The organism is Flavobacterium hydrophilum, from assembly GCF_003202405.1.
In the GTDB taxonomy this organism is placed as follows: Bacteria; Bacteroidota; Bacteroidia; order Flavobacteriales; family Flavobacteriaceae; genus Flavobacterium; species Flavobacterium hydrophilum.
In genome coordinates, this window is record NZ_QJHL01000004.1 from 80415 (window position 1) to 104242 (window position 23828).

Here is a 23828-nt window from a genome sequence, read left to right on the forward strand (position 1 = left end):
CCCAAATAAATAAAATAATTTGAATATGTTACACCATTTTAAATACAAAATAATGGCGATTGTCATTCTGATTTCGGCTTTGAACAGCGGTTGTAAATCGGTTGCGGGGCATTCTAAGAAAGGAACTTCTGTTGTTTTGAAAGCCGATAATTTTAAGCATTATGTGGATTATTTCAACACGATGGAAGATGAGAATTTGAAATTTGCGATTCCGAATGACAGTGCGTGGGCGTGGATGGAAAAGAATGTTCCGTTGTTTGAATGTCCACAGCAGAATTTTGAGGAAATCTATTATTATCGTTGGTGGACGGCTCGAAAACACATCAAGAAAACGCCACTTGGTTTCGGAATTACGGAGTTTTTAGTAGATCGTTCGTATGCCGATAAATACAATTTGATTGCTTGTGCAGTGGGGCATCACATCAATGAATTTCGCTGGGTTCACGATCCGCAGTATATTGAACAGGATGTCAAAATTTGGTACCGTGGCAATGAAGGAAAACCGATGAACAAATTGTATAAATTCAGTAGTTGGACAGCTGATGCTTTGTACAATCGTTATTTGGTGAATAAGGATGAAAAATTCTTATTGGATATGTACCCGGATATGGTTGCGGATTATGCGGTTTGGGAAAAAGACCGTCAGCGTAAAGATGGCTTGTTTTGGCAACACGATGTAAAGGACGGAATGGAAGAATCGTTGAGTGGCGGAAGAAAAGTACAAAATGCAAGGCCAACGATTAACAGTTATATGTATGGAAATGCCGTGGCGATTTCGAAAATGGCATTGATGAAAGGCGACAAAGAAGTGGAGGCAAAATTTAAAGCCAAAGCCGATGTTTTGCAACAATTGGTGGAAACGAAATTATGGAATCCGAAAAGTGAATTCTTTGAAACGTTTACCGAAAAAGATACGCTGGCTCAGGTAAGAGAGGCGATTGGATTTATTCCGTGGTATTTTAATCTGCCACAAAAAGACAAAGGTTTTGAAAAAGCCTGGGAACAGATTAAGGATGAAAAAGGGTTTTCGGCGCCTTTTGGTTTGACAACGGCAGAACGCAGAAGTCCGCGTTTTAGAACTCACGGAACCGGAACCTGTGAATGGGACGGAGCAATTTGGCCTTTCGCGAGTTCACAGACTTTGACTGCTTTGGCGAATGTTTTGAATAATTACAATCAAACTTTAGTTGCTAAAACGGATTATTTCAAACAAATGGATTTGTATGTGCAGTCGCAATATTACAGAGGTAAACCTTATATTGGAGAATATCTGGACGAAACAACCGGTTATTGGCTGATGGGCGACAAAGAAAGAAGTCGTTATTACAACCATTCGACTTTTAACGATTTGATGATTACGGGACTGGTTGGTTTACGCCCGAGAGCAGATGAAAAAATTGAAGTAAATCCGTTGATTCCACAGGAAAAATGGGATTGGTTTTGTCTGGATAATGTGTTATATCACGGGAATATTATCACGATTCTTTGGGATAAAACTGGGGAGAAATATAAGAAAGGAAAAGGTTTTAGGATTTTTAAAAATGGAAAGGAAATTGCGGTTTCAGAAAAATTGGAGAAATTAGTTTCTGAGTAACTTTGTATTAAAATTTTTCTCGCAGATTTGGCAGATATAGCGGATTTATTTTGAGTAAAAAAGATAATCTGCCGAATCTGCAAAATCTGCGAGAACAAAAAATAAAAATAAAATGAAAAAGTTTTTTTTACATGTTACATTAATTATTACACTTTTTACATTTTCGGCGCAAGCCCAAAACAAAATCAGTGTAACCAATCTGCAATGCGAAATGCTGAACAATCCGGAAGGAATTGATGTGGTTCAGCCTCGTTTGAGCTGGCAGATAAAGTCGGATGTGAATGATGTAAAGCAAACCGCCTATCAAATTATGGTCGCTTCTACTTTGGAAAATCTGAATGCGGACAAAGCTGATTTATGGGATAGCGGAAAAGTAACAAGCAACAAATCTGTCAATATAATTTACAACGGAAAAAAGCTGGGAGACCGACAAAATGCGTTTTGGAAAGTAACTGTTTTTACGAATAAAGGCGAAATCAAATCGACGGAAAATGCCCATTTTAGCATCGGGATTTTAACCTATGCCGACTGGAAATCGACCCGCTGGATTGGCTATGAAAAATTATCGAAAGATGATAGCGTTTCTCAGTATTCCAGATTGTCTGCGCGTTATTTGCGAAAAGAAATCAATCTGAAAAAACAAGTCAAATCTGCCAAAGTGTACATAATGGGAATGGGCTTATACGAGCTGTACATTAACGGAAATAAAATTGGTGATCAGGTTTTGGCACCCGTTCCGACAGATTATACCAAAAACGTAAAATACAATGTTTTTGATGTGACTTCGCAATTGAAAGAAGGCAAAAATATGCTGGGAACAATTTTAGGAAATGGACGTTTTTTTGCGATGCGTCAGGATTACAAACCGTATAAAATCAAGTCATTTGGTTTCCCGAAAATGGCGTTGCAGTTATTTGTCGAATATACCGATGGAAGCAAAGACATCATCCGAACAGACGACACCTGGAAATTAACTACTGACGGGCCAATTTTGTCCAACAACGAATACGACGGCGAAGAATACGATGCCCGTAAGGAAATGAAAGGCTGGGCTACGACCAGTTTTGATGATAAAAATTGGGTAAATGCAAGATACGTTCAGGAACCGGGTGGTTTTTATGAAGCACAGATGATGCCGAATATGAAAATAATGGGCGACGTAAAACCAATTTCCATAAAAGCGACTGCCAAAGGAACATATATTTTGGATATGGGTCAGAATATGGTGGGTTGGCTGCAACTGAAAGTAAAAGGGAAAAGCGGTGACCAAATCACGATGAAATTTGCCGAATCTTTGCAGGCTGATGGTTCGCTGTACATTGCCAATTTGCGTGATGCCAAAACTACTGATGTTTACACTTTGAAAGGCGAAGGCGAAGAAATTTGGGAACCCCGTTTTATATTTCACGGATTTCGATTTGTAGAAATTTCAGGTTTTCCGACTAAACCAACTTTGGATAATTTCGTTGGAAAAGTGGTGTATGATGATATCAAAACCACCGGAACTTTCGAATCTTCAGATGCGACGATGAACCATATTTTTAAAAATGCCTGGTGGGGAATCAGTGGAAATTACAAAGGAATGCCAATCGACTGTCCACAGCGAAATGAGCGTCAGCCGTGGTTGGGGGATAGAACAACAGGAGCTTATGGTGAAAGTTTCTTATTCGACAACCAGACTTTGTATGCCAAATGGCTGGATGATATTAAATATTCACAAACTCAGGATGGTGGATTGCCAGATGTGGCACCGGCTTTTTGGCGTTATTATGGCGATAATGTGACCTGGCCGGGAACGTATATCACAGTGGGCGATATGCTGTACCAACAATTTGGTGATGCAGAAGTGATTAAAAAACAATATCCGTCTATGAAAAAATGGATGGTGTATATGGAAGAAAATTATTTGCAAAATGATTTAATGGACAAGGACAAATACGGTGATTGGTGCGTTCCGCCGGAATCACTAGAATTGATTCGTTCCAAAGACCCTGCGCGTTTGACGGATGGACAATTGTTGTCGAGTGCGTTTTATTATCAGCTTTTGACTATTATGAAAAAGTTTGCCGTAATCGCAAATGCAGATGCTGATATTGCACATTATGATGATTTGACAACAAGAATCAAAAAAGCATTCAACGCCAAATTTTTAAATACGGAGAAAAATTACTACGCCAATAATACGGTAACGGCAAACGTATTGCCTCTGGCTTTCGGTCTGGTTCCTGAAAACTTAATTGACAAGGTTTTCCAAAATATGGTACACGAAGTTGAGGTAACTAAAAACGGCCATATCAGTACAGGTGTAATCGGAACGCAATTTTTGATGCGTACGCTGACGAACTTTGGAAGAGGAGATTTGGCCTATAAACTGGCTTCCAACAAAACCTATCCAAGTTGGGGATATATGGTTGAAAACGGAGCCACCACCATTTGGGAATTATGGAACGGAAACACCGCTGACCCAACTATGAATTCACAAAATCACGTAATGCTTTTGGGTGATTTACTGATTTGGTATTACGAAAATATGGCGGGAATCAAGAGTAATCCTGAAACTCCGGGTTTCAAACAAATCATTATGAAGCCTGATTTCAATGCGGGACTGACTTTTGTAAACGCGTCTTACGAATCTATTTACGGACTGATTAAAAGCGACTGGAAGAAAACCAAAAACACTTTAGAATGGAAAATTACCATTCCGGCCAATTCATCGGCTGTGGTGTATTTGCCAACAGAGAATGCTTCATCAGTAACGGTAAATAAGCAAAAACTGGCTCAATTTTCTTCTTCTTATAAAACCGAAAAGAACAACATTGTCCTGACTTTAGAATCGGGTTCGTATGTTTTGAATGTGAAGTAAAATGCCCATTAAAACAGGACGGTACAGGTTACTTGGCTGTTTTTTTAGTGTTATTTTTACACTTAATAAGTTTTTGCATTCGGATATTTATATAATGCATTGAAAATAAACGATATAATATTTTAAAATATAAATAATGAAATTGAAACATATAATAATTGCTTTTTTTGGACTGCTGCTTTTAGGGAGCTGTAAATCTGCTTTGGAAAAAAAGACATGGAAAGAAGGAATTTTGGTAGATGAATTTATTTACGAAAAAGCGCCTTATCCGTCCTGCCACTCCGTAACGATTGTGGAAGCAACCAATGGAGATTTGGTTTCGGCCTGGTTTGGAGGGTCACACGAAAGACATCCGGATGTTTGTATTTATTCGGCCATAAAACCAAAAGGAAGCGACAAATGGGGTGAACCCATTAAGGTTGCAGATGGTGTGATGAAAGACGGGACAAGATTTCCAACGTGGAATCCTGTTTTGTACCAAATTCCTGGAGGCGATTTGATGCTGTTTTATAAAATTGGACCAAAACCATCTGAGTGGTGGGGCGTTTACAGAACGTCTTCTGATGGTGGAAAAACCTGGTCTGATAAAATCGATATGCCCAGTAAAGATTTTCTGGGTCCAATCAAAAACAAGCCTGTTTTATTGAGTAACGGAACAGTATTGCTTCCGTCAAGTACAGAAGGAAATGGCTGGCATTTACGAATGGAATCCACTCCTGATTTCGGAAAAACATGGGTGATGGACGATACCATTTCAAGAGGAAAACAAAAAATCAATGCTATTCAGCCAAGTATTCTGTTTCATAAAGATGGAAGCATTCAGGCAATTGGAAGAACCAAAAACAGAGCAATTTTCAGCACTTTTTCTAAAGACAACGGAAAAACCTGGTCGGAGTTAGAACTAATTGGTTTGCCAAACAACAACTCTGGAACAGATGCCGTAACATTGAAAAATGGAAAACATTTATTAGTTTACAACCACGTTTTGCCTCCTGGAAATGAAGCCAAAGGACCAAGAACTCCTTTAAATCTTTCTATTTCTGATGACGGAATCAACTGGAGCGCTGTATTGGTTTTAGAAGATTCAAAAATCAGTCAATATTCCTATCCATCGATAATTCAAAGTTCAGACGGAATGGTGCATATCGTTTATACCTGGAGAAGACAAAAACTGAAATATGTAAAAATCGATCCGAGTAAACTGGTAGCACTTCCTATCAAAAACGGAATCTGGCCAGGACAAGAAGGTGTCGAAGTGAAAGCTGTGAAGGCTGAAGAAGAGTAAAATCTCCATAATCAGCTAAATCTGCGGGAAAAATTACTCTCGCAGATTTGCTCCGCCTGTTCGCTATCGCTCGGGTGGCAGATTTAGCAGATTCTTTTTTAATCTGTGATAATAAAAACTAATAAATATGAAGTTAACTTGTTTTAAAAGATTTTCGATTATTGCACTAATTGTTGCTTTATCGGGAACAATGAATATTACAGTTTCTGCACAATCCAAAAAGCAAAAATACAAAGTAGCTGTTTGCGACTGGATGATTTTAAAAAGACAAAAACTCGGTGCCTTCGGTCTGGCAAGCGAAATAAAAGCAGACGGAATCGAGCTGGATATGGGTGGTTTGGGCAAAAGACCAACCTTTGACAGCAAATTAGGTGATCCAATCGAAAGACAAAAGTTTCTGGATAAGTCTAAAGAAACGGGTGTTGGAATCAGTTCTATCGCTATGTCCGGATTTTATGCACAATCCTTTGCCAAAAGAGATTCCATCACATTGATGATTAATGATTGTGTGGCAACAATGAAAAATATGAAGGTGAAAGTGGCCTATCTTCCATTGGGAACAGAAAGCGACTTGACTAAAAACCCGGAATTACGCCCAATCATTATTGAAAGATTAAAATGGGCAGGTAAACAAGTCGGTAAAATAGGAGGAGTAATCGCAATCGAAACCTCATTAAATGCCACAGAAGAGAAAAAACTATTGGAAGAAATTGGCTGTAAACACATCAAAAGCTCTTTCAATTTTGCCAATGCAGTTGACAACGGAAGAGATATTGCAACCGAATTAAAGATTTTAGGAAAAAAATACTTGGCTCAGATTCACGCCTCAACAACAGATACTGTGTGGCTTGAAAACGATAAAAATGTCGATATGCCAAAAATCAAAAAAGCGCTGGACGAAATGAAATGGAGTGGCTGGCTGATCGTAGAACGTTCCCGCGACGTAACGCAGGTACATAACGTAAAAGCCAATTATGGAGCCAATGTAGCGTATTTGAAGAAAATTTTTCAGAATTAAAATAAAAAAATCTGCTAAATCTGCAGAATCTGCGTGAGAAAAATTAGCACGCAGATTTAAAAAGATTCAAGCAGATTCTTAACAGATTTTTTAATCTGTGACAAAAACAAATACGATTATAATTTGCGAAAATTTGCGCAATTTGTGGTCAAAAAATAAAAAACAATGAAATATTTAAGCTTACTTTTTTTAGGACTATACGCCACTTTTGCAACAGCACAAAACATCACCATTGTTCGTGATGCCAATGCGCCAAGAGCGAAATATGGATCCGAAAAACTATCAGAAACCGCAACATCCAAAGGATTCAAAATAACTTTTGCAGACAAAGTACCAAAAAAATCAAAAAACAAAGTAATCGTTATTGGCGAAAAAGGAACCGATTTCTGGAAGCAAAATTCCAAAACGGCTAAAATCGACGATAGCCAATTAACCAAGAAAGAAGGCTTTCAAATCCGTACGCAAAAAAACATCATTTTCATTGAAGGAACCGATGCAACCGGAGCGTTGTACGGAGCTTTGGAATTGGCAGACCGAATCAAAACTTCCGGTGAAATTCCATCAGAAATAAATATCGAAGACAGTCCTGAAATGGTTTTGAGAGGCGCCTGTATCGGAATGCAAAAACCGGTTTATCTTCCGGGAAGGGACGTTTACGAATATCCGTATACACCAGAAACTTTTCCTTGGTTTTACGATAAAAAGCTTTGGACAAAGTATCTGGATATGATGGTCGAAAACCGAATGAACTCTTTGTATTTATGGAACGGACATCCGTTTGCTTCTTTGGTAAAACTTAAAGACTATCCGTTTGCGGTAGAAGTAAGCGACGAAGATTTCAAAAAGAACGAAGAAATCTATAAATACCTAACCGTAGAAGCCAACAAAAGAGGAATCTGGGTGATTCAGATGTTCTACAACATCATTGTTTCCAAACCATTTGCAGAACATTACAACATCAAAACACAGGATCGTTCAAGGCCAATTACACCTTTGCTTTCGGATTATACCAGAAAATCAATTGCGGCTTTCATCGAAAAATATCCAAATGTAGGATTATTAGTTTGTCTTGGAGAAGCGATCAATACAGTAGATGACGACGTAGAATGGTTTACCAAAACCATCATTCCAGGCGTTCAGGACGGATTAAAAGCTTTAGGGAGAACAGACGAACCACCAATTATTCTACGTTCTCACGATACCGACGGACCTTTGGTAATGGAAAAATCACTTCCGTTATACAAAAATCTGTACACAGAAAGCAAATACACCGGAGAATCGCTGACGACTTACACACCAGGCGGACCTTGGGGCGAAACACACAAACAGTTGAGTGCTCTTAAGTCAATTCATATCGAAAACGTTCACATTTTGGCGAATCTGGAGCCTTTCCGTTATGGATCGCCAGACTTTATCCAGAAAACGGTAAAAGCGATGCACAGCGTTCACGGTGCCAATGCATTGCATTTATATCCTCAGGCTTCCTATTGGGACTGGCCTTATTCTGCAGATAAATTGGCTGATGGAAAGCGATTGCTGGAAATGGATCGCGACTGGATTTGGTATAAAGCCTGGGCAAGATACGCCTGGGACAGCAAAAGAGACCGAAATGAAGAGATTAAATATTGGGACAAAGATTTGGCTAATAAATACGGAACCGACTTAGAAGGCGCCAATAACATTTTAAAAGCCTACGAAGAAACCGGAGAAATTGCCCCGAAAACCTTAAGACGTTTCGGAATCACCGAAGGAAACCGTCAGACTTTATTATTAGGAATGTTCGAAAGTCAGTTGGTCAACCCATCAAAATGGCGTGTCTATCCCGGATTCCACGAATCGTGCGGACCCGCAGGAGAATTACTTTTGGAATACGCCAAGAAAGAGTGGAACAAAGAACCACATTCAGGGGAATTGCCAACACAGATTATTGCCGAAATCACCCAACACGGAAAATTAGCCGTTGAAGCCATCGATAAAGCCGAGGCCAGCGTAACCAAAGACAAAGAAGAATTCCTGCGTCTTAAAAACGATGTACATTGCTACAAAGCCTTCGCAGATTTCTTTTCAGAGAAAGTAAAAACCGCATTGTTGGTGTTGCGATACAGTTATTCAAACGACATTGCCGATTTGGATAAAGCCCTTCCGCATCTCGAAAAAAGCATCGAATATTATGAAAAATTGGTCAATTTAACCAAAGACCATTATTTATATGCTAACAGTATGCAGACCGCGCAACGCCGAATCCCGATTGGCGGAGACGATGGTAACAACAAAACCTGGGCAGAATTATTGCCACATTACGAAAGAGAATTGGTCAATTTCAAACGAAATCTGGATTTGCTGAAATCATCAAAAGATGGTAAAGTTGTAACTAAAGAAGGCAAGCCGTGGAAAACTGCTGAGGTAACTTTGCTAAGTGAAAGCAAAGGAACTTACGCTGTAAAAAACGGAACAAAAGTGTATGGAACGCCAATTTCGGAACTGACAAAAATAGCTCCCGAACTGCAAAACCTAAAAGGAATTGCATTCGATGAAGCATCACAAAACGAAAACGGAACGCACCTGAAATTCAAAAATACCAAAGCCGTAAAACTGGTAGCTGGTTATTTTAATTCCGATCAGAAAAGATTTTTATTCCCGCCAAGTTTGGAAACTGATGCGTCCGGAAATGCCCACGGTCAGGCCGAAGTAATTCTGGCAAGTGCGATGAATTTGAAGGAATTGCCACGAATCAACATTCACACCTACACCTTTCAGCCGGGCGAAAACAAGCTCGATTTAGGCAAAGGTAGAGTCCTGATTTTAGGCTTCATCGATGCGGATCAAACCATCACAACCCGTGATGTCGGTTACATAGATGCAGGCGAAAAAGGCGCGGTAGACTGGTTGTTCTATTAAAATAATCTGGGCGTGACCCTCCGTAAAAACTACGGGTCGGGCTATCCGCTATATCTTTTGGGGCGAACCCCGCCCCAAAAGGATGTCGCTACTATCCCTCACGCGAACCCAGATTAAGTTATACAATCAGGTTTCAAAATAATAAAACTTAAATAACCTTATATGACTTATATGGTTAAAAAAGATATGAAGAAAATAGTTTTTTTTATTTTTTGTTTTTTTTCAGGGTATGGTTTGGTGTGGAGCCAAAACAATAAAGAATCAGCGAAGTTTCGTAAAGAAGTTTCGCTGAACTCCTCCTGGGAAACCATTGTTTTGAATCAGCTTCCGGAAAAGGAAGAAACTTTTGTACAAAATCCAAAAGTAGATGCACAATGGCAAAAAGTAAACGTACCCCACAACTGGGATCAGTATTACGGTTTTTTAAGAACCAAACATGGCAATTTACACGGCATCGCCTGGTATCACAAAACATTGCAGTTAGACAAAAAAGATAATTCAAAAAGACTTTTCCTCTTTTTTGAAGGCGTAAGTTCGTATGCCACAGTTTGGGTAAATGGAGAAAAAGTAGGTGAACATAAAGGCGGAAGAACCACTTTTACGGTCGATATCACCAACGCCGTTTCTTTCGAAAAAGCAAATGATATAATAGTAAAAGCATCACATCCGTCATTCATTGCCGATTTGCCTTGGGTTTGCGGAGGCTGTTCCGGAGAGTGGGGATTCTCGGAAGGCTCACAGCCAATGGGGATTTTCAGACCCGTAACTTTAGTGGTTACCGATGAAGTTCGCATAGAACCTTTCGGCGTTCATATTTGGAATGACAAAGCAACATCCAAAGAAAAAGCAATCCTGAATATTACCACCGAAATCAAAAACTACGGAACTTCAAACCGAAACATAAGTATCGAAAACACCCTTTTTGATAAAAACGGAAAGAAAGTTGTTAGCGTAAAAACTGATGTCAAAAACACTTCACTTGAAATAAAAGAAATAGCACAAACGCTTCCAAAGTTTTCAAATCCAAAATTATGGTCGCCATCCAGTCCGTATTTATATGAATTGGTTACTATAATTTCGGAAAACGGAAAAAAAATAGACGAATTAAAAACACCGTACGGAATCCGCTGGGTAAGCTGGCCGGTGAGTAGAGACGGAAAAGACAATCGTTTTTATATTAACGACGAACCTTTGTTTATCAACGGAACCTGCGAATACGAACATCTAATCGGAAATAGTCATTCGTTTTCAGATGAGCAAATCCATTCGAGAATCGAACAAATAAAAGCAGGAGGATTCAATGCTTTTCGCGAAGCGCACCAGCCTCACAATTTAAAATATAAGGAAGAACTGGACCAAAATGGTATCCTGTTCTGGAGTCAGTTTTCGGCACATATTTGGTACGACACACCCGAATTCAAAGAGAATTTTAAAACCTTATTACGCGAATGGATTAAAGAACGCCGAAACAATGCGTCGGTCGTGATGTGGGGATTGCAAAACGAAAGTACCATTCCAAAAGAATTTGCCGAAGAATGTACCCAAATCATTCGCGAAATGGATCCAATGTCGGCTTCACAACGTATCGTAACTACTTGCAACGGAGGCGAAGGAACCGATTGGAATGTCGTGCAAAACTGGTCGGGAACCTATGGTGGCGATCCGTTTAATTACGATGTCGAAATGAGCAAGCAATTGCTGAACGGTGAATACGGTGCCTGGCGCTCACACGACCTGCACACCGAAGGCGAATTCGACCAAAAAGGAACTTTGAGCGAAAATCGTTTCTCGCAATTAATGGAAATAAAAGTTCGCGAAGCCGAATCAGTAAAAGATAAAATCGCAGGACAATTCAACTGGCTTTTTGCTTCGCACGAAAATCCGGGACGCGTTCAAAACGGTGAAGGATTTAGGGATATCGACAAAGTCGGACCAGTCAATTACAAAGGGCTTTTCAGCATTTGGGGAGAACCTCTGGATGCTTATTATATGTATCGAGCCAATTATGTTTCGAATAAAACCAACCCGATGGTGTATATCGTTTCGCACACCTGGCCGAATCGTTGGGATGCTCCGGGAATCAAAAACGGAATCGATGTCTATTCGAATTGCGATGAGGTCGAATTGTTCAATGATGTCAATAGAGTATCACTCGGAAAACTAAAAAATCCGGGATTGGGACAGCATTTTCAATGGAATAATGTCAATATTCAATACAATGTTTTGTACGCTGTAGGTTATGTAAAGGGAAAAGCCGTTGCTAAAGATTATATAGTATTGAACAGTTTGCCAAAAGCGCCAAATTTCAAAGCATTAGAAACAAAAAAAGAAACACTTTTACAGCCTCAGAAAAACTACAATTACATTTACAGAGTAAACAGCGGAGGCAGTGAAATCAAAGATTCTAACGGAAATGTTTGGAATGCTGATGTTCACAAAAGCGGTGAAAACACCTGGGGTTCTTTGTCATGGACGGATAGTTTCAAACAATTACCTGATTTTTATGCGAGCCAAAGAACCACTTTCGACCCAATTTCAGGAACAAAAGATTGGAAATTATTTCAGAGTTTCAGGTACGGAATCGACAAATTGCGTTACGAATTCCCAGCTCCCGACGGAGAATATCTGGTAGAATTGTATTTCACAGAACCCTGGTACGGAACCGGTGGTGGACTCGACTGCAAAGGCTGGCGTCTGTTTGACGTTGCCATCAATGATAATGTAGTGGTAAAAGATTTGGATATCTGGAGTGAAGTCGGACACGATTCAGCGTTAAAGAAAACATTTGTGGTAAAAAGCAAAAACGGAAAAATTATTATCTCTTTCCCAAATGTAAAAGCAAGTCAGGCAATTATTTCGGCAATTGCTATTGCTACTAAAGATAAAACGGTAAAAGGAGCTTCGGCTTCGCCAAAAAACATTCAGAATGTTGCAAGTAATTCGGAGACTAAAATCGGTTCGTGGCTGGATATCAATTCCAAACAATATTCAGATTCGGATGTTATTTTTACACAATTGCCTTCAGAAGTTTTTGGGGCAGATTATTTACAGATTTCAGCAAATTCAAAATCTTCAGGTTCATTCATAACCAAAGAAGATTCGGAAATTTATCTGTTTAGTAGATCAAAAGATTCTATTTTGGGTTATAAAAGATTGACAGAAACCGCTAAAAATTCAGATAAAATTGAATTTTCAGTTTTCCATAAAAAAGTCAAAAAGGGAGAAAAAGTTGGTTTTGAAAATAGTACAATAGCAGTTGTTCCAACCTATGATATGGGCGAAAAAGACGATTCAAGGCCCGTTGTACTTTTGGAAGTAGAAACCGCTAAAACCACCGGAACCGGAATCGAAAAAGGCAATTTCAAAAAAGCGGATTATATTGAATTTAAGGAGAAAACAAAAAACAGCATTCAGTTTGAAGTGAAACCCGGAGTAGCAGGAATTTACCTGATGCGCTTCCGATTTATGAATAGAAATGAAACACCGTTGAAAGTCAAATTCAAAATGGAAGACGCCTACGGAATTATGATGCGAAATGATACGATTGAGTTTCCATCTGCTACGGAGAAATGGAAAGTTTTGAACACAACTTCCGGAGGGTATATCAACGCAGGAACCTACAAAATCACGATAGAATCAGACGATATGAAAGGATTGCTTTTGGATTCTTTTGAGTTTCAGTAGTTCTTTGTTCGTTATTTTTGTTATTCCGACGTAAGGAGGAATCACACTAGTCGAGCACGCACTGTTGTGGAATGTTGGATGTGATTTTTCCTTACGTCGAAATGACAAACTTTGTATAAAATTTTAGATTAGAATAAAAAACATATTTATGATTAAGCATAAAAACATTTTTCAAAAAATTGCAATAGCCTTAACAATACTGCTTTCAACAGCAAGTTTCGCGCAAGCCAAAAAAGCCAGAATTGTCGAAGATTTCAACCAAAACTGGAACTTCAAATTAGGGGATCATCCACAGGCCATCAATGCTGATTTCAGCACTGCGGATTGGAAAAATTTGCAATTGCCCCACGATTGGAGTATCGAAGGCGCATTCAATAAAGATTTTCCAACAGGAACTAAGCAAGGATTTTTGCCGGCAGGAAAAGGCTGGTACCGCAAAACATTTACATTGCCAAAAGATTGGGAAAGCAAATCGATTTCGATAGAATTTGATGGTCTTTTCAAGAACAGCGAAGTGTTTATTAACGGTCATTCACTGGGGATACGTCCTAGTGGATACATTTCCTTTGCTTATGAAATGACTCCTTATCTGCATTTCGGAAAACAAGAAAATGTTATTGCCGTAAAAGTCGATAACGATGCACAGCCCAATTCCAGATGGTACACAGGTTCTGGAATTTATAGAAACGTACGTTTGGTGGCTGTCGAAAAATTACACGTAGCACATTGGGGAACTTATGTAACCACTCCCAAAATCAGCAAAGAAAAAGCATCAGTACACTTTGAAGTGACTGTAGAAAATAAAGCAAATACTGAAAAAGAATTCAAATTTGTCACCTCCATTGTAGACGCTAAAAATAAAGAAGTAGCCAATGTAGTGTCAACAGAAAAAATAGGTGCAAATACCAATTCTAAAAAAACACATAATTTGGAAGTGAAAAATCCAAATTTATGGGATACTCAAAATCCGTATTTGTATAAAGTGCTTACCAAAATTTACGAGAATAAAAAATTAGTTGATACTTATGAAACACCATTAGGAATTCGATTTTTCTCTTTTGATGCCGAAAAAGGATTTTCTTTAAACGGAAAACCAACCAAAATATATGGAGTCTGCCTGCATCACGACAACGGTGCTTTAGGAGCTGTAGAAAACATTCATGCCGTTCGACGTAAACTGACTCTGCTGAAAGAAATGGGAGCGAATGCTATCAGAATGTCACATAATCCGCATTCGTTGGAGATGATGCAATTGTGTGATGAAATGGGTTTTATTGTACAGGACGAAGCATTTGATGTTTGGAAAAAACCAAAAGTAAAGAATGATGCTCACAAAGAATGGGATAATTGGTACAAAAGAGATTTAGAAGATTTAATTTTGAGAGATCGCAATAATCCTTCGGTGATGATGTGGAGCATTGGAAACGAAATCCGTGAACAATTCGACAGTACCGGAATTGCGATTACCAGAGAATTGGCACAAATTGTAAAAAATCTGGATACCACTCGTCCAATAACAAGTGCGTTGACAGAGAATGTTCCGGAGAAAAATTTTATTTATCAATCAGGTGCTTTGGATTTGCTGGGATTCAATTACAAGCATGAAGATTACGCAGCATTTCCAGCACGTTTCAAGGGGCAAAAAATAATTGCTTCCGAAACTGTTTCTGCTCTTGAAACCCGCGGACATTATGACCAGCCTTCGGATGTGGTTAAAGCGTGGCCTGTTAAATACGGAGAGAAATTTGATGGCAATGCAGACTGGACGGTTTCGGCTTACGATAATGTAAAATCATTTTGGGGTTCGACACACGAAGAAAGCTGGAAAGCAATAAAAAATTCCGATTTCATTGCCGGTACTTTTGTCTGGACTGGTTTTGATTATATCGGTGAACCCGACCCATACCCATTTCCGGCACGCAGTTCGTATTTCGGAATCATCGATTTGGCGGGACTTCCAAAAGATGTCTATTATATGTACCAAAGTGAATGGGCAAAGAAACCCGTTTTGCACATTTTTCCGCACTGGAATTGGCAAAAAGATCAGGAAGTCGATGTCTGGGCGTATTACAACAATGCCGATGAAGTAGAATTATTCCTGAACGGAAAATCATTGGGTAAAAAAGCAAAACAAAATGATGATCTGCATATTTTTTGGCGTGTAAAATTCGAACCGGGAACGTTAAAAGCCATTTCCAGAAAAGATGGAAAAGTAGTTTTGGAAAAAGAAATCTACACCGCAGGCGCAGTTTCCAAAATTGATTTGAAAGTAAATAAATCAACTATCAAAAATGATACTTACGATTTGGTTTATGTAACGGTTTCAATCGTTGATAAAGAAGGGAATCTGGTTCCGAATGCCGATCATAAAATAGATTTTGAAGTTACAGGCGGAGGGAAATTAGTGGGTGTTGATAACGGCTACCAGGCAGGTTTGGATTCGTTCAAAGCGAGTTCCTGCAAAGTCTATAACGGAAAATGCATCGCCATTATTCAATCCAACGGAAAGAAAAAAGACATTCATTTTACAGCTTCAGGGGTAAACGGAATGTCAAGTACAGTAATTCTAAAAGTAGAATAAGCACTTCACGAAATAATTATATTAAAACTCCATTAGCAATAATGGAGTTTTTTGTTATTCGTCATTTTGGCTAATGTATATGCTAAAACGGCTAATTTCAACTTGAGACTTCGGCTGATCTTTGCATTATAAATTTAAAACAATCAAAAAATGCAAAAGACAATTTTTATTACGGGAGCTTCATCAGGATTAGGGAAATCAACAGCAAAATTATTTCAAAGCAAAGGCTGGCAGGTAATCGCAACCATGCGTAATCCAGAAAAAGAAACGGAATTAAATCAATTAGAAAATGTAATTGTACTTCAGCTTGACGTTTCCAATTCGGAACAAATAAAAGCAACGATCAAAAATGTTACGGATAAATATGCTGTTGATGTCGTGTTGAATAATGCCGGATATGGATTAATTGGTGCTTTAGAATCTTTGGAAGAAGAACAAATTGAACGTCAGATTGAAACTAATTTATTTGGCGTTATTAAAGTTTCAAAAGCTTTTATATCTCACTTTCGGGAGAAGAAAAGCGGCACTTTTATTAATGTAACTTCGACTTTTGGATTAATGGGTTTTCCAACTTGTTCTATTTACAGCGCTACCAAATTTGCGGTTGATGGTTTTTCTGAAAGTTTAGCGTCAGAATTGGTTCAATTTGGAGTTCAGGTAAAAGTAGTTGCTCCGGGCGGAATGCAGACTGATTTTGCTGTTCGGTCTATGGAAGTGGGACAACATCCTGCCTACGAAAAACTAACGACCGAAGTAAGCAAAGGGTACAGCGCAGAAAAACTGGAGAATTATACCAAAGCCGAAGATGTTGCCCAAATTATTTACCAAGCGGCGACCGATAATAAAAACCAATTGCGATATGTCGCCGGAAATGACGCCAATGCTTTATACGATGAGCGTTTGAAATTGGGTGCCGAAACCCAGGTGCAAAACATCAAAACCATGTTTACTTTTTAATTTTAGAATCAGATGAAAAATAAAGCGATAGAATTGACTACTTTTAAACTAAATGGTTTTACAACACAACAATTTATTGACGCGAATGCTGAAATTGATGCATTTTTAAAACATCAAACAGGATTTTGTTCCCGAACTATTTTCGAATTAAAAAAAGATGTTGTTTACGATATGCTCGTTTGGGATAGTATCGAACATGGAACCAATGCAATGCATAAATTAATGTCAGAACTTAGTGACTCTGTTGTCCACGACATGATCGATCAAAGTACCGTAAGCTGGAACATTGCGCCAGTTGAACATTTCGTAAATTTGTATAAATAAGTATTGTTAGAAATGAAAAATCAGCCTAAAATATTCCAGTCGATATCCGAATTGCATAAATCGATGGGACAGTCAAAACCAATGCATCCGCAGATTAGTGTTTTGGATTATGGCAAAGCGATTTTTGATCCGAAGGATTTTGAGCAGGGCATCATTTTAGATTTTTATAAGATCTCTTTCAAAACTAATTTCTCAGGAAAATTGCGTTACGGACATGGTTTTTATGATTTTGAAGAAGGTGGAATGTCGTTTGTTGCACCCGGACAAATTTTGAAAATGCAGGAAGAAGAAGCCGATTATAGCGGCATGTCACTTAATATTCATCCCGATTTTATTCGGCCTTATACTTTAAATGAAAATATTAAAAAGTATGGTTTTTTCTCATATTCTGCTGCCGAAGCTTTGTATTTATCAGAGAAAGAAAAGGAAACAATTTTGGCAGTTTTTGCTAATATTCAGGACGAACTCGATCAGCGAATTGACAATTTTAGTCAGGATGTAATTATTTCGCAATTAGAGCTTTTGCTGAATTACAGCAATCGTTTTTACAACAGGCAGTTTATTACCCGAAAAGCGGTTAATAACGATGTGCTTTCTAAACTCGAAAACCTGCTCGAAGATTATTTTAATACGGAAAAACCACTTGAAAATGGTTTGCCAACAGTACAATTTGTGGCAGATGAACTGCAATTGTCATCAAGATATCTGAGCGATTTATTGCGAAGTGTTTCAGGACAAAATACACAACAGTTTATTCATGATAAACTGATTGAAAAAGCAAAAGAATACATTGCAAAAGGAACTTTGTCTATTTCTGAAATTGCTTATAAATTGGGGTTTGAGCATCCGCAATCGTTCAATAAATTGTTTAAGAAAAAGACAAATGTGAGTCCGGTTGCTTTTCAGGAATTATTCAATAAAAATTAAATTATGGATTCAATAAATTTTGAACAATTAAAAGAACGTTCTTTAAAAATAAGAGCAAAATATCGTGAACTTGAACTTACACATCACGGCAGCGAATGGACGGTTGAAGAAGATGCATTGGCTTTTTTAACCGATGCAGGTTTGGTTGGACGCCACGTAATGTCGCAACAAGGAAGATGGCCAAAAGTAAATACAGAAGAAGAACTGAAACATAAATTAGGAGAATCTATTTGGTGGCTTACCGTTTTAGCCGAAAGAATGAATATCAATATTGAAGAAGCGACGGAGGATTTTTTAACTAAAACAGAAGAATTGTTTCAGTAATACGTTTGATTTATTTTTGTTCGATTTAGATGTGAACATATCAAAAAACTCCATTAGCAATAATGGAGTTTTTTTGTGGATAATACTACCCAATATTTTTGTTCTGAATGCTGTTTGAAAAGACAGTAGATGTTTTTTTGATATTATAATCCAATTTTTCAAAAAAAATGATTTTAATAATAATGCTTTTCCTCAAATAAATTAAACTTAAAAAGTAAGACTGAACCAAATTACTGTAATGATACTGATCTCGAAATTGTGATATATATATCACTTTTAATTTAAAAAATTAACATTATGTTTGTAAGGTAAAGGACTTAAAGAACCAAAATTAGTATTAGTCTGATTTTGTAACGTTTAATTGTAAATAAGAAAAATAAAAGCTCAGCTGAAGAGATTTTAACCATTGCCAGGACAATTTCGGTTAGTTTGAGTGTACAACTAAAAGAAATAGGAATCGAAAATTGACAGAAACCAAAATTAAAAAATATAAATATTGATTAACCCAAAACCACCTTGTAACCAATTATGAAAAAAGTAAAGTTAAGTCTGTTAATTATTATGATGATGATTTGTGTCCATTTGCAGGCGCAAGCACCAACAAGAAACCGTCAAAAAGAAGAAAAAATTGAAAAACAACTTGAGGCGATAGATCCTTCATTGGTACAAATATTCAAAGAGGGTACCATCGCTATGGACGAACAAAAATATAAACTGGCAGATAGTTTGTATTCTATTGTTTATGCCAAAGCTCCCAATTTTGACCCTGTTATTCGCCGGCATGGCAGCTTACAATTAAGTTTGGGAAATACTCAAGAAGGAATAAATTTATCCAAAAAGGCAGTTGAAATAAACAGATCGGCTTACAACTTAACAAGTTTGGCAGAGGCATATATGACTTCTAAGGATTCAACAAAATACTATGAAGCTCAACAATTATTTATCGAGGCATTAAAACTTCCAAACGGTGATGACGTAGAAATTCTCGCTGAAGCAGTTCAAGTCTCGCTTATGGTAAATGACCTAACTACAGCAAAGCGAGTAGTGGAAAAATTAAAAGAAAAATATCCAAATGAGATCTTTACCCATTATTATACTGCTGTGATGTTAGCCTATGGAGAAAAATGGAAAGAAGCTAAAAAAGAAATACTCAAAGCTCAGGAAAAGGGACTTCCGCAAGAAGACGTTGATCAATTTTTGAATTCAGGCATAAATGATGAAATACTCAAAATTAATGTAATCTTTTATTTTGGATTAATTGTGGCTATATGGGTTTTTGGACTTTTACTATTATTTCTTGTTGGCAAGTTGTTTTCCAACGTTACTTTAAAAGCCATCGAAAGTGACCAGTTAGAAACTAGTTCAGTGAAACCAGGGGGGTGGTTGCGTTCAGGATATAAAACTCTAATTAATATAGGAGGTTATTATTATTACATATCGCTGCCAGTGATACTTATTCTAATTATAGGCCTCACTGGTGGAACAATATATCTTTTTTTATTAGCTGGAACAATTCCGATTAAACTTGTAGCAATTCTGGTTATTGGTGCAATAATTACTATTTATAATATGATTCGTTCATTACTTTTAAAAGTTGATTATAGTGATCCAGGTCGTGAACTAAAGAAAGAAGAAGCTCCAAAATTATTTAGTCTGACTAGTGAAGTGGCTCAGATAATGGGAACTCGCCCAATAGAAGAAATTCGGATCACTCCGTTGACCGATCTCGCTGTTTACGAAAAAGGCACGAAAAAGGAGAAAATGAATGATGAAGGAAAACGAATCCTAATACTTGGAACAGCAGTTTTAAAAGATTTCAAGAAAGAAGATTTTAAAGCTGTATTGGCTCATGAGTACGGACATTTCACTCATAGGGATACAGCGGGTGGTGAAGTTGCATTTAGAGTTCAAAATGATATTACCAAATATTTTATAGCATTATACAATGCCGAACAGAATACGATATGGAATGTTGCTTTTCATTTTCTAAGATTGTACAATTTTATATTTCAGAAGATAAGCCATGGTGCATCTCGCCTGCAGGAAGTTCTTGCCGACAGGGTGGCCGCTGAAACATTTGGCACAATCGCATTTGTAAATGGATTAACTCATGTTATTAAAAGACAAATTGAGTTTGGAAAATTTGCTGATGTTGAAATTGAAGAAGCTTTAGAATTGAAACGACCGATAAATAATCTTTACGAATTAAAAGGGAATCAAGATGAAACAATTGAAGAAGAATTGAATAAAGCGCTAAACAGTAAAACCACCGAGGAAGATACACATCCTAGCCCGGCTGACCGATTCAGATATATTGATGGAATTAAGACTGTAAATGTTTTGGAAGATAATTCTTTAGTGAGTGATTTGTTCGAAAATTGGAATGCCCTGACTGAAGAAATGACCAAAACAATAGATGCCAGAATTGTCAGGGATTAATACTAATGGCGATTCAGGCACAAGAACATTTTTGGTAGAAATTCAAAAAAATAAACTCCAATATGGCGCTCGTTTACCACGAATGCCTATTTACTTTTAAGTCTTAAATAAAGTATTTGTAACGGGATTCATTTACTACAAAGCTCCTCCGCTTGCACGAGCATCTTGCTCATGAACAAGACAGCTTTGGTTAACAAAAGAATCGATCACTAGGAAAAAATAATTCTAAACCAATTGACTAAAGAAATATAAAATGTTTTTTTATGAATAAAACACTTTGGGAAGAAGTCCTGAAATTTAGTTTTGATGATCCTAATGATGAATACGGATTTTCGACACGATTAGCACTTGAAAATCATTGGACATTGTATTTTACACAAAAAGTGCTGCTTGAATATAAAAAGTTCATGTTTCTGGCCGCAACAAATAATGAAATGGTTTCGCCTTCAGAAACAGTAGACATAGTTTGGCATCAACATTTAATTTTTACGAATTCGTATTCTGACCTTTGTAACCTTCTTGGTAAAAGAATTGAGCATATTCCCTCGACTCATAATAGATTAGAATTCGAAAAATTTCAAAAAGCAAAAGAAAGAACTTCTGCGTTATATGAAAGTGTTTTTGGAGCTCAGCCTCAGGAAGTCTGGCATTATAAAAATGAATTAGATTCTTTACATCTTGATGAAAGTAAATATGAAATTTCGAACCTGAGAAAAATGTTTCTGTGGTACTCAATATTTCTTTCTGTTCCGGTTTGTTTGATCATCTTTCCAGTTTTAATAAAAATCCCAAATCCCAATTTTCTGCTGTTTTATATTTTGGCATTTGGTGCAGCAATTTTATTTTTGGAGTTCTACGTGAGCAAAAGTTTTATTTCACTATATGAGAAAATTAAATCAAATTCAATTTTAGCAAACCTCACACCTTTAGAACTGGTTTTTTTAAAAGAGAATAAACTGGAAGCTGTAGTGCATGGTGCTGTAAACAATTTAATAGAGAATAAAAAAATCAAAATCTTAACGAACAGGAGACTCCAGTTAATAGATGAAAATTTAGTTGATAATCCATACGAAAATTGTGTTATCGAAATCATGAAAGAATTTGATCCAATGACGTACAGGTTTTTGTGTACATCAGCAATGCAAAAACCAATTTTCGAGCAACTGAAAAAAGGGACTTCCAGAATCAGGGAAATAATTATGGACTCCAGGCAGTTTGTTTCTACAATAATTATATCGATGATTGTTTTAGGATTCTTGTTAAGTATTGTTTTCAGCAGATTGATAACAGGAATATACAGAGATAAACCAATAGTATTTTTACTGATTGCAATTATTGCCTTAGTTTTTGCTTCTTTTCATTATTTGGACAGAATAATCAATTTATTGTTTACTAAGATTATACCTTCGTCTTTCAAAGAAGAAGTACGAAAGAATAAAGAAAATAACAAAAATTGGGAATGGAATTATTTCTTGTACGGAAATATGGTTCTGGCAAGTTCCTTTATTCCCTTAACAAATTATGATTCAGGTACTTCTTCCGGTAGTAATTCCAGTAGTTCCGGATCATGTAGTTCCTCATGCGGAAGCTCGTGTGGCAGTTCTTGCGGTTCCTGTGGTGGTTGTGGAGGTGATTAAAATTCCCCCTCAGTCATATCAATAGTTTTTGGATGCAGGCTCACCAGTTGTAAAACGATGGCAGTGATCACTACAAATAAGAGAAGAACAAAAACGTGTCGCATTCCGCCATTATCAGCGGCTTTTCCTAAGAACTCGGTGATAACAGCTCCGGCTGAAATACCTACGAAATTCATAATTCCGTATCCGGTAGCACGGTAGCGGGGCGCAACAAACTGACAAAGAATAGGCATATTGTTGGTGTCGTATATTCCGAATCCAAGTCCAAAAAGGATTGCGCCAAAAATAATAGCTGTTGTGTCACAGCAGTAGCCAAATAAAAACAAGGCCGGAATGGTAAGAAACAATCCAATAGCGCTGGTGTAAATTCTTCCTTTAAGATGTTTCATCACCCATCTGTCTGAAATAGCACCGCCAATTAAAACGCCAAAAAAAGAAGACATCGAAATGGTTACAGTTGCAATTGGTCCCGCCAGAGACATGTCTAAATGCAAAGTTTCGGTAAATAAGGTGGGTAACCAGTTTTTGGCTGCCCAGCCCGGTAAACTTGGTGCAGCGAAATAAAAGAGTAAAACCCAAAAGGAAATATTCCCAAATAATATTCCCAATCCTTTAAACATTTGCCTGAATTCGTAGCTGACAGATGACTTTTTTGTAGTGTCAAAAAAGTATGTTTTCTTTTCCTGTAAAAAAAAGATCAGTACCAAACTGTAAAGTACACCAAGTAAACCTACGGAGTGAAAGCTGAAATGCCACGAAAAATGCTTAGAGATAGTGGCTCCAAAACCACCGAGCGCCTGTCCTAAATAAATTCCCGTAGTATGAATGGCAATAGCAAAAGAGCGTGTTTTTTCCTGATGGTAATCTGCAATTAAGGATAATGCTGCCGGAATATAAAAAGCTTCACTAAACCCCATAATGCCGCGCAAAATATAAATCTGATTGAAAGTTGTGGCATAACCCATCGCCATAGTAACTCCGGACCAGATAAAAAGACTTCCTATGATGATTCTTTTTCGGTTAAACCGATCCGCTATAATTCCGGAAACAGGGCTCATTAGCGCATATATCCAAAGGAAAATAGCCATTAAAAGACCGAAATTTTCGGCTTTAGCCAATTCAGGAATGTCATCCATCATCGCCGATTTCATAGTGGAAAGCATTTGTCGGTCTAAATAATTCAATAACGCTACAAACCACAACAAGCCAACCACAATCCATGGATAGGATTTTTTTTCATTCAATTTTGCAATCATTCTTCTTTTTCAAAATAATGGCCGAATATACGAATTCAAAT

Annotated in this window: 14 protein-coding genes; 13 read left to right on the forward strand and 1 reads right to left on the reverse strand. The window is 37.5% G+C overall.

What is annotated here, in order from left to right; genetic code table 11:
* The first annotated feature begins 25 nt into the window (after positions 1-25).
* From DMB68_RS15805 to DMB68_RS15865, 13 genes are all read left to right on the forward strand, one after another.
* On the forward strand, positions 26-1594 hold the full coding sequence (locus tag DMB68_RS15805; RefSeq protein ID WP_110347638.1) for an MGH1-like glycoside hydrolase domain-containing protein: 1569 nt from the start codon (positions 26-28) through the stop codon (positions 1592-1594).
* 112 nt (positions 1595-1706) lie between these two features.
* Positions 1707-4457 carry a glycoside hydrolase family 78 protein gene (locus tag DMB68_RS15810; protein WP_110347639.1) on the forward strand — a complete coding sequence of 917 codons (2751 nt, stop codon included), beginning with the start codon at positions 1707-1709 and terminating at the stop codon, positions 4455-4457.
* Positions 4458-4593: 136 nt separating this feature from the next.
* Positions 4594-5742: a sialidase family protein gene (locus DMB68_RS15815; protein ID WP_110347640.1), complete on the forward strand. Its 1149-nt coding sequence runs from the start codon at positions 4594-4596 to the stop codon at positions 5740-5742.
* A gap of 127 nt (positions 5743-5869) precedes the next feature.
* Positions 5870-6760, forward strand: coding sequence for a sugar phosphate isomerase/epimerase family protein (locus DMB68_RS15820; RefSeq protein WP_110347641.1), 891 nt, complete (start codon positions 5870-5872; stop codon positions 6758-6760).
* 165 nt (positions 6761-6925) lie between these two features.
* A complete protein-coding gene (locus DMB68_RS15825; RefSeq protein WP_110347642.1) occupies positions 6926-9658 on the forward strand; it encodes an alpha-d-galacturonidase in 2733 nt (910 codons plus the stop codon).
* Between the two features lie 186 nt (positions 9659-9844).
* Positions 9845-13342, forward strand: coding sequence for a malectin domain-containing carbohydrate-binding protein (locus tag DMB68_RS15830; RefSeq protein ID WP_110348037.1), 3498 nt, complete (start codon positions 9845-9847; stop codon positions 13340-13342).
* Between the two features lie 148 nt (positions 13343-13490).
* On the forward strand, positions 13491-15923 hold the full coding sequence (locus tag DMB68_RS15835) for a sugar-binding domain-containing protein (protein WP_110347643.1): 2433 nt from the start codon (positions 13491-13493) through the stop codon (positions 15921-15923).
* A gap of 150 nt (positions 15924-16073) precedes the next feature.
* Complete coding sequence (locus tag DMB68_RS15840; protein WP_110347644.1) at positions 16074-16880, forward strand: SDR family oxidoreductase; 807 nt, start codon at positions 16074-16076, stop codon at positions 16878-16880.
* A gap of 12 nt (positions 16881-16892) precedes the next feature.
* A complete protein-coding gene (locus DMB68_RS15845) occupies positions 16893-17204 on the forward strand; it encodes a hypothetical protein (RefSeq protein ID WP_110347645.1) in 312 nt (103 codons plus the stop codon).
* A gap of 12 nt (positions 17205-17216) precedes the next feature.
* Complete coding sequence (locus tag DMB68_RS15850; RefSeq protein ID WP_110347646.1) at positions 17217-18131, forward strand: helix-turn-helix domain-containing protein; 915 nt, start codon at positions 17217-17219, stop codon at positions 18129-18131.
* 3 nt (positions 18132-18134) lie between these two features.
* Positions 18135-18455 (forward strand): nucleoside triphosphate pyrophosphohydrolase family protein, encoded by a 321-nt coding sequence (locus DMB68_RS15855; protein WP_110347647.1) that lies wholly within the window; start codon positions 18135-18137, stop codon positions 18453-18455.
* A 528-nt stretch (positions 18456-18983) separates the two neighbouring features.
* Positions 18984-20894 carry a M48 family metallopeptidase gene (locus DMB68_RS15860; RefSeq protein WP_110347648.1) on the forward strand — a complete coding sequence of 637 codons (1911 nt, stop codon included), beginning with the start codon at positions 18984-18986 and terminating at the stop codon, positions 20892-20894.
* 263 nt (positions 20895-21157) lie between these two features.
* Positions 21158-22531 (forward strand): hypothetical protein, encoded by a 1374-nt coding sequence (locus DMB68_RS15865; protein WP_110347649.1) that lies wholly within the window; start codon positions 21158-21160, stop codon positions 22529-22531.
* On the opposite strand, the gene DMB68_RS15870 is transcribed toward DMB68_RS15865, so the two are convergent.
* Positions 22528-23787, reverse strand: a complete 1260-nt coding sequence (locus DMB68_RS15870) for an MFS transporter (RefSeq protein WP_110347650.1) — start codon at positions 23785-23787, stop codon at positions 22528-22530. The genes DMB68_RS15865 and DMB68_RS15870 overlap by 4 nt on opposite strands.
* Between the last annotated feature and the right edge of the window lie 41 nt (positions 23788-23828).